General features: G+C 38.3%; 12 protein-coding genes. 9 read left to right on the top strand and 3 right to left on the bottom strand.

Annotation, left to right across the window (positions count from 1 at the left end; all coding sequences use genetic code 11):
• Positions 1-55 precede the first annotated feature (55 nt).
• On the top strand, positions 56-463 hold the full coding sequence (rbfA, locus tag ACFING_RS04225) for a 30S ribosome-binding factor RbfA (RefSeq protein ID WP_375613309.1): 408 nt from the start codon (positions 56-58) through the stop codon (positions 461-463).
• Between the two features lie 4 nt (positions 464-467).
• Positions 468-1,430, top strand: a complete 963-nt coding sequence (gene truB / locus ACFING_RS04220; protein ID WP_375630014.1) for a tRNA pseudouridine(55) synthase TruB — start codon at positions 468-470, stop codon at positions 1,428-1,430.
• A gap of 460 nt (positions 1,431-1,890) precedes the next feature.
• Here the strand turns inward: truB and ACFING_RS04215 are convergent, their stop codons facing one another.
• On the bottom strand, positions 1,891-3,519 hold the full coding sequence (locus tag ACFING_RS04215; protein WP_375621192.1) for an MFS transporter: 1,629 nt from the start codon (positions 3,517-3,519) through the stop codon (positions 1,891-1,893).
• A gap of 313 nt (positions 3,520-3,832) precedes the next feature.
• Here ACFING_RS04215 and rpsO point away from each other — a divergent pair, with 313 nt between their 5' ends.
• The 3 genes from rpsO (at position 3,833) to ACFING_RS04200 (ending at position 7,611) form a co-directional block, all read left to right on the top strand.
• Positions 3,833-4,102 carry a 30S ribosomal protein S15 gene (gene rpsO, locus ACFING_RS04210; protein ID WP_375611819.1) on the top strand — a complete coding sequence of 90 codons (270 nt, stop codon included), beginning with the start codon at positions 3,833-3,835 and terminating at the stop codon, positions 4,100-4,102.
• 248 nt (positions 4,103-4,350) lie between these two features.
• Positions 4,351-6,543 carry a polyribonucleotide nucleotidyltransferase gene (gene pnp / locus ACFING_RS04205; RefSeq protein ID WP_375630006.1) on the top strand — a complete coding sequence of 731 codons (2,193 nt, stop codon included), beginning with the start codon at positions 4,351-4,353 and terminating at the stop codon, positions 6,541-6,543.
• A gap of 72 nt (positions 6,544-6,615) precedes the next feature.
• On the top strand, positions 6,616-7,611 hold the full coding sequence (locus ACFING_RS04200) for a class I SAM-dependent methyltransferase (RefSeq protein WP_375630005.1): 996 nt from the start codon (positions 6,616-6,618) through the stop codon (positions 7,609-7,611).
• 19 nt (positions 7,612-7,630) lie between these two features.
• Here ACFING_RS04200 and hslU read toward each other — a convergent pair whose 3' ends face one another.
• Both hslU and hslV read right to left on the bottom strand, forming a co-directional pair.
• Complete coding sequence (gene hslU / locus ACFING_RS04195) at positions 7,631-8,941, bottom strand: ATP-dependent protease ATPase subunit HslU (RefSeq protein WP_375611822.1); 1,311 nt, start codon at positions 8,939-8,941, stop codon at positions 7,631-7,633.
• Positions 8,942-9,523 (bottom strand): ATP-dependent protease subunit HslV, encoded by a 582-nt coding sequence (gene hslV, locus ACFING_RS04190; protein ID WP_375611823.1) that lies wholly within the window; start codon positions 9,521-9,523, stop codon positions 8,942-8,944. It lies immediately after the preceding gene.
• Between the two features lie 220 nt (positions 9,524-9,743).
• On the opposite strand from hslV, the gene ACFING_RS04185 reads away from it, so the two are divergent.
• The 4 genes from ACFING_RS04185 (at position 9,744) to ACFING_RS04170 (ending at position 14,278) form a co-directional block, all read left to right on the top strand.
• Positions 9,744-10,733 (top strand): asparaginase, encoded by a 990-nt coding sequence (locus ACFING_RS04185; protein ID WP_375630004.1) that lies wholly within the window; start codon positions 9,744-9,746, stop codon positions 10,731-10,733.
• A gap of 122 nt (positions 10,734-10,855) precedes the next feature.
• Positions 10,856-11,854, top strand: coding sequence for a type I pantothenate kinase (gene coaA, locus ACFING_RS04180; RefSeq protein WP_273790598.1), 999 nt, complete (start codon positions 10,856-10,858; stop codon positions 11,852-11,854).
• Positions 11,855-11,867: 13 nt separating this feature from the next.
• The gene (locus tag ACFING_RS04175) at positions 11,868-13,238 is read left to right on the top strand and encodes a M17 family metallopeptidase (protein ID WP_375630003.1); all 1,371 of its coding nucleotides are present in this window, start codon (positions 11,868-11,870) and stop codon (positions 13,236-13,238) included.
• Positions 13,239-13,390: 152 nt separating this feature from the next.
• A complete protein-coding gene (locus ACFING_RS04170; protein WP_375621220.1) occupies positions 13,391-14,278 on the top strand; it encodes an NlpC/P60 family protein in 888 nt (295 codons plus the stop codon).
• The last annotated feature ends 738 nt before the right edge of the window (positions 14,279-15,016 follow it).

The following is a 15,016-nucleotide window of genomic DNA, read 5'->3' as shown; positions in this document are numbered from 1 at the left end:
TTTTTCCTTATCTAAATGGTCAAAAAAGAGATCTTGTAGCAAGGATAAAACTTTGATGAAAAATGCAGGGCCATCACAACGGCAACTTAGAGTAGCAGAGCAAGTACGTCATGCAATAGCGCATATATTACAGCGTGATATTTTGCTTGATGATATCTTAAAAGATATTGTTATTTCTGTCTCTGAAGTACGCATGTCACCAGATTTAAAAATTGCTACTTGCTTTGTATCACCTCTCAGCACTCTTAAAAATGCTTCTCATACCGATGTTGTTGATACCCTCAATAAACATAGTCGTTTTCTCCGTGGAGAAATCAGTCATGCGTTGCGACAAATGAAATATATGCCAGAACTGCGTTTCCGACTTGATAATAGTTTTGATAATTTTTCAAAAATTGATGCCCTCCTTCGCTCGCCTGAGGTTGCACGCGATCTTCACCATAGTGATACAGATGAGGATTAAAGATATGGCGCGGCAACACAAGAAAAAGGGGCGTCCTGTTTCTGGCTGGGTCATATTTGATAAACCAAAAGGAATGAAATCAACAGAAGCTGTCTCACAAATCAAATGGCTCTTCCATGCTCAAAAGGCAGGACATGCGGGTACACTTGATCCTCTTGCTTCTGGTCTCCTTCCCATTGCATTGGGCGAAGCAACCAAAACCGTCCCTTACGTGATGCAAGGCAAAAAAACTTACCGTTTTCATATTGCTTGGGGGCAAGAGCGCTCAACAGATGATTTAGAAGGAGAAATAACGAAAACTTCTCTCATACGTCCAACACAAGAAGAAATACTTGCTCTTCTTCCTCAATATACAGGTGTTATTTTGCAAACACCTCCACAATTTTCAGCAATCAAAATTGCTGGAAATCGTGCCTATGATTTAGCGCGTGAAGGGGAAGTTGTTGAAATTCCGCCCCGTGAAGTGGAAATAGAAACTTTCAAGTTATTAGAAATGCCTACTAAAGAGCATTCTGTCTTTGAAATAACCTGCGGAAAAGGAACTTATGTGCGCTCTTTAGCACGCGATATAGGACGTGATCTCGGTTGCTATGGGTATATTGCTGATTTAAGACGTATTGCCGTCGCACCTTTTGATGAAGAAGATCTCATTACATGGGAGGAACTAAAAGCGGCCATTCCGCCAAATAAAAACACTACAGATGAAAATAATCGTTCTTTTGAAAAAAACTTCTCAACACTCGATGGGCTCTTAATTGACACAAGCGCCGCATTGGATTGCCTCCCTCACTATATCCTTAATGAAACTCAAGCACAGAGAATTATAAGAGGCCATTCTATCCTCTTGAATCATCACAAAGCACCTCTTGATGAAGAGGAAATTTGTGTCCTCTATAAGGAACAACTTCTTGCTATTGGCACTCTCGACAAAGGTCTATTTAAACCAAAGCGGATTTTCACAATTTAATCGATTCTTTTCCCAACCACCTTTTGCGGAAAGATATTTTTCTCTATCAATTAAGAAAAATATGGTGCTTTTCATTGTCTATATTTACCGTATTCATATCAAAATTTAAGTCAGTGCTATAAGCTAACACCACCACACACTTTTTCCTCTTAATGTCGCAACAATCCTTGCATTTAAAGGATTCATAAAAGGCTTTTTATTTCTTTTTCAATCGTTTTTTACTCATACTTTAGTCCTCGTTTATAATGTACAAGCAAAGATATGGACTGATTTACTCTAAATAGATTTGAAACGAGAAAAGCTTAAGATTTTCAGAATCTATCACTCAACATGAAAAATGAAAAATAACCATTATAAATCAATTCATTAAATATTGAAACAGCAATTTTTTTATGATTACGCTAACAAATTGATCGAAATAATATTAATATATGTAATATTTACAAAAACTGTTTTAACCCTAAGGGAGATGATCAGAGGAAACTTTTAAAAGCATCTCATTGGCTTGAGGTATTGTTTGGCGTTCAATCATGCGGTGCACTCTTATACCGTTAGGAGCACAATTTAAATGACGCAGACGCTTATTGACTTCTGCATCCGCTTTTGTGCGACGATGATTATGGCGTAAATAATCTACCCATGTTGGCATATGATAAGCCTCTGTCCAATATTCAGGTCTTTCAAGATCTCGTAAAAGAACCCACTGACGCGCACCATCACGTAATCGAATATGGCGTCGACGCGACATCACTTTGAGAAACTCTTCAAGATCATTTTCATGAATTTTATAATCGATCATTATCATAATCGGGCCACTTCTTGCTTTGAGGTCGAGTAATAATTCCGGCTCTCTAAAATGATCAAGAGGATTTAAATCTATCTGAGGAATTTCTTGAATTCTAAATTTTACCCCTGCAAGAGCACCAAAAATCAAGAATAGAGAACAAACGCTCAAAGCAATTGTTGGAGAATAACCATCAGCCAAAACTCCCCAGATTGCACTTCCAATAGCCATCCCCCCATAAGATGCCGTTTGATAAAGTGCTAAAGAACGTGCAACAACCCAGCGTGGTGTAGAGAGTTGTACAGATGTATTAAACAATGATAAGGCCAAAACCCAACATAACCCTGCAGGAAATAAAGCAATATGGCTTATAATCAGTGAACGGCTTATTCCCAATAAAAAGCAAGAAAAGGCAAAACCAATAAATGCACTTGCAATAATTGTTTCTGAACGAAAATGATGCCGTACAACTGCATTAATAATACCTGCTGTCATGGCTCCTAACCCAAAACAACCGAGCAATGTACCATAAAGAAGGGCACTTCCTCCAAGAACTTTATGTGCAACAATTGGCAAAAGTGCTAAAATCGAAATTGCTCCTATACCGAAAAGGAACGCTCGAACCATAATACTTAAGAGATTAGGTGACATCGCAACATAACGCAAACCATCTGAGACAGCTCCTAACAGCCTTTCTCGTGGCAATGAGTTGTTTTCATAATTCGACTTCCAGAAAAACAACGCACCAATAAGAGGAATATAGCTTATAGCATTAAACAAAAAAGCAGCCGATGCCCCTAAAGTTGCAATGATGGCACCACCAATAGCAGGACCAACACTCCGCATCAAATTAAAGCCAACACTATTCAAACTAACAGCAGCAGGAATATTTTCCCTGCTCACAATATCTCCTATCGTTGCTTGCCAAGAAGGATTATAAAAAGCTGTACCACATCCAATCAAAAACGTAAAACATAACAAAAGCCAAGGTGTTAGAAATCCCATATAGGCTAAAACAGATAAACTCATCGATATGACCATCATCATAATCTGCGCACACAACATAATTTGACGCCGATTAAAATTATCAGCTAATGCCCCTGCCATCAAAGAAAACATAACAAGTGGTAATGTTGTGGCACTTTGAACTAGCCCAACCATGGAATGCGAAGAACTAATCAACGCCATTAACCACCCTGCTCCAACAGCCTGTATCAGCCCCCCCAAATTAGAAATAAGAGTAGATGACCATAAATTTCGAAATACCGAATTACGAAAAAGTTTTAATGTTGAAATGCTCTGCATCTTTTTCCTCCAAATCGGTATTTATCACTTTTGTTACCACATACACGCTCATAATCTTTGTATCAAAAGGATGCATAATTGTTTAAAACACTTCTCATAAAACTCTATTTAAATCAATATTTCAAAACAAAAGCTTTTATTTAAAGAAAGACTTCAAAATGCTGTCAAGGACTAGTATTTTAACCTTCTTTCCTATATAAGAACGAAAATGGTAAGAGTCTTCGACTTTTCCTGTTTTCTCACAGACCCTTGCTGAACGACATCTCGGCTATGGGTGGCTTTATGTTTCTTCGTTTTTGGAAAGGATAATACGATGTCGATTACAGCTGAACGTAAAAAAGCTCTTGTCGCAGAATACGCAAACAAAGTTGGTGATACAGGATCACCAGAAGTGCAAATTGCTGTACTTTCTGAACGTATTTCTAATTTAACAAACCACTTTAAATCTCACAAAAAAGATAATCATTCTCGTCGTGGTCTTTTGAAGATGGTATCTCAACGTCGGCGTCTTCTTGATTATCTTAAAGGAGTTGACCAAAATCGTTATCAGACACTTATAAAGAAATTAGGTTTGCGTCGCTAAAAGAAAAATGGAAGTGGTATTTAAAAAACACCCATTTTTTCAACGTGTTGCTTTTAATTAAAAATTTTAAAAACTGATAAGTTATTATGGGATAGAACTGCTCATCGTTTCGCATTTAAGCAGTTTACTTCTCTTTTCTTGCAACAAAGATAAAAAGTATGTTGTCCACCCCAGATCTTGGAAGTATGCTACGCAAAACCAGAATGTGAGCAATCAAAGATTTAAACACTGGTCATTAAGGATAAAAAATGTTCAAAACGCACAAGATAGAAATTGAATGGGCCGGGCGTCCGCTCACCCTTGAAACAGGGAAAATAGCGCGTCAAGCTGATGGTGCAGTGATTGCTACCTATGGAGAAACGATTGTCTTAGCTACCGTTGTATCGGCCAAAATCCCAAAACCAGACCAGGACTTTTTTCCACTCACCGTTAATTATCAAGAAAAATCCTATGCTGTTGGTCGAATACCTGGGGGCTATTTAAAACGTGAAAGTCGACCAAGTGAAAATGAAACTTTGGTTTCACGTTTGATTGATCGCCCAATTCGTCCCCTTTTCGTTGAGGGATATAAAAATGATACACAAGTTATTGTTTCCGTTATACAGCATGATCTCGAAAACAATCCCGATATCCTTGCGATGATTGCATCTTCTGCCGCATTGACCCTGTCAGGTGTTCCTTTCATGGGGCCTATAGCCGGTGCCCGCGTTGGCTATTGTAATGGACAATATATTCTTAATCCTCATATCGATGAAATGCCTGAATCAAAACTTGATCTTGTTGTTGCTGGAACAGAAAGTGCTGTTTTGATGGTTGAATCAGAAGCACAAGAATTACCAGAAGATATCATGTTGGGGGCCGTAATGTTTGGTCACAAAGGCCTTCAACCTGTCCTTGATGCCATTATAAAGCTTGCTGAAGTTGCTGCAAAAGATCCTCGTGATTTTGTTCCTGAAGATCTTTCTGAGCTTGAAAAAGCGATGCAGAAAATGGCAGAACAGGATATACGAAAGGCTTACACAATTACTGATAAGCAAGAACGTTATGCTGCAATTGATGCACTAAAGACAGAAATCCTCAATAAATTTATGCCAGAACCAGAAAAAGACTGTCAATTTAGTGCAGATCAAATTGCAACCGTATTTAAACAGTTGCAAGCAAAAATTGTTCGCGGAAACATTCTTGATACCCAAAAGCGGATTGATGGACGCAATCTTTCTACCGTACGCCCTATCCAATCAGAAGTAAGTATTTTACCCCGCACACATGGATCAGCACTCTTTACCCGCGGAGAAACACAAGCGATTGTCGTTGCAACATTGGGAACTGGTGAAGATGAACAATATGTTGATTCTTTGACAGGAATGTATAAGGAAACATTCCTTCTCCATTACAATTTTCCACCATTTTCAGTGGGTGAAACGGGACGCCTTGGTTCTCCAGGTCGTCGTGAAATTGGACATGGCAAATTGGCATGGCGGGCAATTCACCCCATGTTACCAACGAAAGAATCTTTTCCTTATACCATTCGTGCTGTCTCAGAAATCACTGAATCCAATGGCTCTTCTTCTATGGCAACGGTTTGTGGAACCTCACTTGCTCTTATGGATGCTGGTGTTCCTCTAGCACGCCCTGTTGCTGGTATTGCTATGGGCTTGATTAAAGAAGGAGAACGCTTTGCTGTTCTTTCTGATATTTTAGGGGATGAAGATCATCTTGGAGATATGGATTTTAAAGTCGCAGGAACAGAAAATGGTATTACTGCCTTGCAAATGGATATCAAAATTGATGGTATTACCGAAGAGATTATGAAAATCGCGCTTGAACAAGCCAAAGGTGGACGAATCCATATCCTTAATGAGATGGCGAAAGCTTTAACCAGTGCACGTGCTGAGCTGAGTGAATTTTCTCCACGAATCGAAGTTATGAATATTTCTGTCGATAAAATCCGTGATGTTATCGGCTCTGGTGGTAAAGTTATTCGGGAAATCGTGGAACAAACTGGAGCAAAAATTAATATTGAAGATGATGGTACCATTAAAATTGCTTCTGCTGATGCTAAAACCATTGAAGCAGCAAAACGTTGGATCCATTCTATTGTCGATGAGCCTGAAGTTGGTGCTATCTACCAAGGAACAGTTGTAAAAACTGCAGAATTTGGTGCATTTATAAACTTCTTTGGTTCTCGTGATGGACTCGTTCATATCTCTCAGCTTGCATCAGAACGCGTCACCAAAACAACAGATATTGTAAAAGAAGGTGACAAAGTTTGGGTTAAATTAATGGGCTTTGATGAGCGTGGAAAAGTTCGGTTATCAATGAAGGTTGTTGATCAAACAACCGGAAAGGAAATCACCGGTGATAAAGCGATGAATGAAGAAAAGTGCGTGGATGAAAAAAAACAACCTGAAAATAAGCGCCGCCGTAAGAAAGAAGAGTAAGTTTTTCCTCTTATCGTATCATGAAATGCCATCCCAACATTGGAGTGGCATTTTTCTTTGAAAGAGTCATATGTGTTATTATTTTTGCCTTTTGAAAATCATGAACTCCCGTATCCTGATCCAAACCAGTGTTGGCTAAGTTTTGGTTTAACAGAAATCCCAGCTCCAGAATGGGCACAAAATTTAAAAGTTATTACGCCTTGGCGACCAGATTTTTTAAAATTTGTCGATACTCAATTTCACTGCTCTCCTCAAATAGATAAAACTTTCAGCTATGATGGTGCATTTTTACATTTGAGCAAATATCGTGGTTTGAACCAAAATTGTTTTCTTGATTTATTAGAATGCGTTAAACCCAATGGATGGATTGTAATCAGTGGGGATAAAATTGCTGGTGCTGCTTCAATGATAAAATGGGTCAAAACAATTGTTCCCATCACCAATAAATTGTCTAAAAATCATGGTCTTGTATTTTGGTTGCAAGTTCCTCAACAAATTGAGAGACATAACATTGCGCAATTGCGCTCACCACCGCTCACTTTTGGTAAATTTCAAACCACTTCTGGTATGTTCTCACACGGACGTATTGATCCAGGATCTGCTGCGCTTGCTTCTTATATGCTCAAAATTATTTCTGGAAAAACGGCTGATTTTGGTGCTGGATGGGGTTATCTTTCTCACGTTGCGCTTGAAAGAAGTGAAAAACTCACCGCTCTCGACCTTTATGAAGCAGACTACAATGCTTTGAGAGCAGCAAAACAGCACCTTAAATCCATAACAGCTCCTTTTCCAATTCATTTTTATTGGCATGACCTTGTACATGAACCTATCACAAATCTATATGACACAATCATTTCAAATCCACCGTTTCACACACAACAAACAACAGATGTTTCATTAGGAAAAAATTTTATTATAAATGCTGCAAAGTGCTTAAAGCCAAGCGGCAGTCTGCTTTTTGTTGCAAACCGCCACCTGCCTTATGAAACATTATTAAAAAATATTTTCCGCACAGTGTTGATACATGAACAAGCCCATGGTTTCAAAATTATCGAAGCACGCAGATAAACAGAACAAGCAATAACTTTCAAAGAATAAAACGTGAAAGATCGATATCAGCAGCAAGCTCGCCAATAGATTTTCTCACATAAGCAGCATCAATTTTAAACGATGTTCCAGCTTTATCAGGTGCAGTGAAAGAAATCTCATCCAAAACGCGCTCCATCACTGTTTGCAAACGACGTGCCCCTATATTTTCAATCCTTGCATTTAAATCTACAGCAATATCTGCTAAAGCATCAATTGCATCATCGGTAATTTCCAAATGAACCTCTTCTGTTGCCATAAGAGCAATATATTGTTTAATCAAACTAGCTTCTGGTTCCGTTAGAATGCGCCGTAAATCTTCCCTTGTTAAAGGGTTCAGCTCCACACGGATGGGCAAACGTCCTTGAAGTTCCGGTAATAAATCAGATGGCTTGGAAACATGAAATGCACCTGAGGCAATAAAAAGAATATGATCTGTTTTGATTTGCCCATATTTTGTAGCAATTGTTGTTCCTTCAACCAAAGGCAAAAGATCCCGTTGAACGCCCTCACGCGAAACCGCAACACTTGCTCCACCATCCCTGGTTGCAATTTTATCAATCTCGTCGATAAAAACAATGCCGTCATTTTCAGCAACACGAAGCGCCTCTTGAATAATTTGCTCCTGATCAAGGAGTTTTTCAGATTCATCATCAATGAGCGGTTTAAAAGAATCCTTTACTGTCGTCTTACGGACTTTTGTACGACTGCCCATTTTGCCCAAAATATCTGATAAATTCATAATACCCATTTGTGCCCCAGGCATACCAGGAATATCAAAGGTTGAAGCACTATTGCTATTATTATCGGCGACTTCAATTTCAATCTCTTTCTCATCCAATTCACCTTCACGCAATTTTTTACGAAAACTATCACGGGTAGCAGGACTTGCTGTTTTACCAACAAGGGCGTCTAAAACGCGCTCTTCAGCATTCACGTGAGCCTTTTCTTTTATTTCATCCCGTTTCTTTTCACGCACAAGAGAAATGGCAATTTCAACAAGATCTCGAATAATTTGCTCAACATCACGTCCCACATAACCAACTTCAGTAAATTTCGTCGCTTCTACTTTCACAAAAGGTGCTCCAGAAAGTTTTGCTAATCGACGTGCGATTCCTGTTTTACCAACACCTGTTGGCCCTATCATTAAAATATTTTTTGGCATAACTTCTTCACGCATCGGCTCATCAAGCTGTTGCCTACGCCACCGATTGCGCAATGCAATAGCTACAGAGCGTTTGGCATCATTTTGGCCAATAATAAAACGATCAAGTTCAGAAACAGTCTCACGAGGGGAAAATACAACACACATTTAAATAGCTTTCTCTAAAGAAGATAATTCTGCATCCAATGTTTCAATCGTAAAATGATCATTGGTGTAAACACAAATTTTAGCGGCAATAGCCATAGCTTTACGAGCAATAGTTTCTGCATCCAAATCCAAATCCATGAGTGCACGCGCTGCTGAAAGAGCAAAATTTCCTCCAGAGCCAATTGCCATAACCCCATCTTCTGGTTCTAAGACATCACCAAGCCCTGTTAGAGCCAAAGTTACTTTCTTATCAGCCACGAGCATCATTGCTTCGAGACGACGCAAATAGCGATCTGTTCTCCAATCTTTTGCAAGTTCCACACAAGCACGCATAAGCTGATCAGGATATTGTTCAAGCTTTGTTTCCAATCTCTCCAGTAATGTAAAAGCATCTGCCGTAGCACCAGCAAAACCAGCAATAACCACTCCGTTCTTTCCAAGACGACGCACTTTACGTGCATTGCCTTTCATAATTGTCTGTCCAAGAGAGACCTGACCATCCCCGGCCATCACGACTTGTCCACCTTTTCGTACCGTAATAATTGTTGTACCATACATTATGTCTGGCTTATGTTCTGTCATAAGGAAACTCCTTAATATTAACTTTACTTTTTAATATTGATTTCTTTTCATACAATGTAAAACTCAATTACTATTGTCCTATTTAAGAACATATACAGCAAAACACAATGATTCAGCATAACTCAATTTGTTGAAATTGGAAAAATGATATCATTGTTGTCAATGTAAATTACTGCTAAATAGCTTTATATAAACAGTTTGTGCTTTTTAGAGGAAAATTATGAAAAAAATAGCCATAGGGACCTTAGGTGGAACAATTGCAATGACTGCTGATAGTTTTGGTCACATGCAACCGACTTTAACTTCAGATAACCTCATAAAAAGTGTTCCTGATTTAAATAACGTTGCTGATATTCATGCACAAACATTAATGCAAATACCAAGTGGATCTTTATCGTTTCAAATGCTTTTTGAAATAATTAAGTGGGCAAAACAACAAATAAACGCTGGTGCAGAAGGTATTGTTTTAACACAAGGGACTGATACTCTGGAAGAAACAGCTTTTTTTCTTTCTCTTTATTGGAAGGAAGCCGAACCACTCATCATAACCGGCGCTATGCGCATGCCTCATGAAGTAGGCGCCGATGGCCCCGCCAACATTTTAGCAGCCACTCGTGTCGCAGCAGCCACACAAAGTCGTAACAGGGGCGTTCTCGTTGTCATAAATGATGCAATTCATTCACCTTATTGGCTCTATAAAAGCCATACCGTCAAAGTCGAAACATTTCAATCAGGTCTTGCAGGTGTTTTAGGAACTATTTTAGAGGGAAAACTTATTTATTTCAATGATCGAAAATTTTTTCCGACAACGTTTGATCTTCCCCAAAACCATGACCATCAAATTGCACTGCTCTATTCCTCTTTATCATCTGGTGCACAATTAATGAAACTATGCCTTGAAAGTGGGTATTATGCTGGAGTTGTTATTGCTGGTTTTGGTGCAGGACACTGTAGTTTTCAAGAAGCAGACCTTGTACAACAATATGCACAAAAAATACCAATCATTATTGCTAGTCGTTGTTGTAATGGCTCAACAACTCGTATAACTTATGGCTATAAAGGCTCCGAAATTGATATGATTGCTTCTGGTGCTCTCATGTCTGGTTATTTATCAGCCGTAAAAGCGCGTCTACTTTTATGGGCTTTTTTGGCGCAAGGGCACTCATTAGCACAAATCCGTGCAAACTGGAATGACTGGACTATAAGTTAATGAAAAATGATCTATTATCTTAAAAGAAGAGAGCATGCAAAACAAAATTTATATGAAAATAAAGCCGCTCATCTGTCTACTCTTAATCAATTGCTGCTGCAAAAAAATCTCGACAAATACAAATGATTGATACGACTATACAAAAAATTAATCAGAAAGATAATCTGGTCAAATCCGTTTCTGACCGATATTCACCCTATCGTGTTTTTACTGCACAAGAATGGTCAGAGTTTCGTGAAGACACACCTCTTACTTTGACTTTTGATGAAATTAAGCGTTTACGCTCTATTGATGATCCTATCGATCTTAAAGAAGTCCAACGCATTTATCTTTCTTTATCGCGTCTGTTATCATGCCATGTTGAAGCAGTACAGGAACTTTTTCACAAACGTCAGCAGTTTCTCCATCAAGAAGAGAGTAGAAAAACGCCCTTTATTATTGGAATTGCTGGTTCTGTAGCTGTAGGAAAATCAACCACGGCTCGCATTCTTCAAGAACTGTTGAAACGTTGGACATCTAGTCTTAAAGTTGATCTAATCACAACGGATGGTTTTCTCTATCCTAACGCAATCTTACAGCAAAAAAATCGTATGAATCGTAAAGGATTTCCTGATTCCTATGACATTAAAAAACTGCTGTGCTTTCTTTCGGCTATAAAAGCAGGTATCGGAAATGTTCGTGCCCCACTTTACTCACATATGACCTATGATGTTCTAGAAAATCAGACAATTACCATTGATCGTCCTGATATTTTAATTGTTGAAGGTATTAATGTATTACAAGTCAGTGATCTTCCTAAAGATGGAAAAGCTATTCCTTTCGTATCAGATTTTTTTGATTTTTCAATCTATGTCGATGCCGAAACAGAAGTCATTCGTCACTGGTATTTGGAGCGCTTTAAACGTTTGCGTAAAACAACTTTTCAAAATCCTGAATCCTATTTTCATCGTTATGCCCACCTCAATGAAAAAGAAGCCTCAAAAATCGCTGAGGATCTTTGGCAAACGATTAATTTAAAAAATTTACAGGAAAATATATTGCCAACACGACCACGGTCCAATCTCATTCTACGAAAGGGAAAAAATCATTTGGTCGAATATGTCGCACTTAGACGACTATAAGGATCTCATAACTATGCACCACCACATTCATTTTACCTCAACGCGTATCGATAACAGTTGCCCTATCATATTGGTAAACCAAAGAACTCTTGCCAACTTATCACTTGATGCGTCAACAACAGCATGGATAAAAGTTAATGACTTTACTGGTAAAGCAGGACAAATACTCTTTATTCCTCACGAAACGGGGCATTTAAAAAAAGTTTTATTTGGAATTGGCAATGGTAACGATCCTTTTATCACAGGACTGCTTGCTCAAAAGCTTCCTGCTGGTCAATGGCATTTAGAAGGTACAACCTCTGATGAAATAAATACCTATCTTGGATTGGCATTTGGTAGCTATCAATTTAATCGCTATCGTCAAAATTCTTCTTTCAAATCATTATCTATCCATGTCAATGAGGCGATTGATCTCAATGAGCTCCAACGAATTTATGAAGCTGTCTTTTTCGTCCGTGATCTCATTAATATTCCAGCCAATGATATGAACCCTGATACTCTCGAAAAAGAAGCTCGAAAACTAGGAAAAACCTACGGTGCTCATATCAAAAGTATTTGTGGAGACGATCTCTTAATCCATAACTTTCCGATGATTCATGCTGTAGGACGAGCAGGCAGCACTGCACCACGACTGATTGAGTTACTCTGGGGGCAAGAACATCATCCTAAAATAACGTTGGTGGGCAAAGGCATAACTTTTGATACTGGAGGTCTCGATATTAAATCAGCCAATAACATGTTACTTATGAAAAAAGATATGGGGGGTGGAGCAAACGTTTTGGGATTGGCTAAACTTATCATGGATGCAAAATTGCCTTTCCGTTTACGCGTTTTGATTCCAGCTGTAGAAAATGCAATTTCTGGGAATGCTTACCGACCAGGTGATATTCTCAAAAGTCGTAAAGGTTTAAGTGTTGAAGTAGGTAATACAGATGCTGAAGGGCGCCTTGTCCTTGCCGATGCACTCGCCTATGGTGATGAAGAAAGTCCACAATTCATGCTTTGTATGGCTACTTTAACAGGGGCAGCGCGTATAGCACTAGGACCAGATCTTCCCGCATTTTATTGTAATGATTCAATATGGGCACAACAAATTTCTGAATCTGCTCACGCTGTCTTTGATCCTCTTTGGCAAATGCCCCTTTGGAAACCTTACCAAGAGATGTTATCATCACCAATTGCTGATCTTAACAATGTAACTGGAAACAGCTTTGCTGGTTCTATAACAGCTGCTTTATTTCTTAATTCTTTTGTTGAAAAAGCTGAACATTTTGCGCATTTTGACCTTTATGGATGGGTTCCAAAAGAAAAACCAGGATACCCTATTGGTGGATCAGCACAAACTATTCGTGCCCTTTATAATATTTTTAAAAATGAATTTTGACACAAATATCCACAAAAATGGACAATTTTGCAGCTTAAAGAATAATTGGTCTTACACTGTGTTCTTAGTTTTGTTTGAGGATAAAAACCTTACCAATAGAGTTTTCATGAGTTTGTTTAAAGGTAAGAAGTAACAAAATGGAAAGCAAAAAGATGATCTCTAAAGACCCAAGACTTCATGCATTCAGAGATGATCTAGCAGATCAACGTCTTGAAACAGAAATTACAGCTCAACGCTTTGTTCAAGGTGAAAAAAGACGTGTTAATACAGCGGTCGCTGGACTTTTTAAAGAAAATAGTAAAAAAAGTGAAAGACAAACAGAATGCTTATTGGGAGAAGAACTTCTCATTTTTGAACAAGGGAAAACATTGTCGTGGGGACAATCACTCAAAGATGGTTATGTCGGTTATATTGATACAAAAGTTCTTTGTACATCAACCATAAAACAAACGCATGTGGTTTCAGTACCACGCACATTTAAATATTTACACGCTGACTTACGTGGACCAATAGTATCCCCATTATCTATGGGAAGCAAAGTCAGTGTTGTTGATGAAATTGAAGTCCGTGACACAATGTATTCTATTCTTGAAAATGGAACAGCAATCATTACGAGTCATCTCAACCCCATTGGACGCGTATATGAAGATTATGTCACAGTTGCAGAAACCTTTATCCGTACACCTTATCTTTGGGGTGGTGTCAGCGGTTTTGGAATTGATTGTTCGGGACTCATTCAGCTCTCTATGATGATGACCGATCAAATAGTTTTACGTGACACCGATATGCAGCAAGAAACTATAGGCAGTCCTCTTACAGATACTGATAAACTTCAACGAGGCGATTTAATTTTTTGGAAAGATCATGTTGCTATTATGGTTGATCACGCAAATATTATTCACGCAAATGGTTTTTCTATGGACGTTATGATTGAGCCCTTGGAAAAAGCAATTACGCGTATCGCTAAAAAAAATCAATATCCCATCGCAAAACGCCGTCCAATTCAAGAAACTTCATACATGCCTCCTATAAAAAATTAATTGAATGTTTTATTATTACAATATATTGATTTATAAGGATAATTATCCATCATTCACTCTGCGTCAAGCATTCTAAATATCGTAAGATTTTTTATTTCAAATCTGTTTTTATGTTGGATCAATCAAAGCCGCTTGTCTGTTCATCACAAGCGGAATTGATGTATAAGTAAAAATGATTACGAAAAGAAAAATATCCCTTCTGAATGCCCTCAAATGCCAAGAGCTATCGTAACTAACATTGGAACTAGCTTACTCCTTCATAAGCGTAAAGATAGTGGCGCTCAATAGATTTTATCTTATAAAGCTTTACCATTATACCATTCACGAGTGCCGGCACGAAATGGGCTTTGGAATATTGCGAGATGCCTCTTTTAAACAACCCCGCAAATATGCAACACAATGGCGTTTTATATTACGTAAGCGATATGCCCCTCTTAATCAAAAGCAACATTTTTTGAAATTTTTCCTATTATCGATATCTTATGAAATAAATACTCCTAATATCTCTCGGTGCCTCCAAGACAATCTCTCAATAATAATCGCGAAAAGTATAAATCCATTATCTACCACCATTTTTATGCTTATGAAGCGTGCAAAGGCATCATTATACACTTTGCCAATTCTCAATGTTGCGATAACCCTTGGCTATTGGAGAGTGTTCTTTCAGCACGTATTTTATTTCTTTCTTAAATAATTTTATCCACATGAATCTCCCCGCTTGGAACGTGCAAAAGAATG

This window comes from Bartonella sp. AP150HLJHH, from assembly GCF_042196385.1.
Classification (GTDB): domain Bacteria; phylum Pseudomonadota; class Alphaproteobacteria; order Rhizobiales; family Rhizobiaceae; genus Bartonella.
This window is presented reverse-complemented; position numbering and strand designations above follow the sequence as displayed.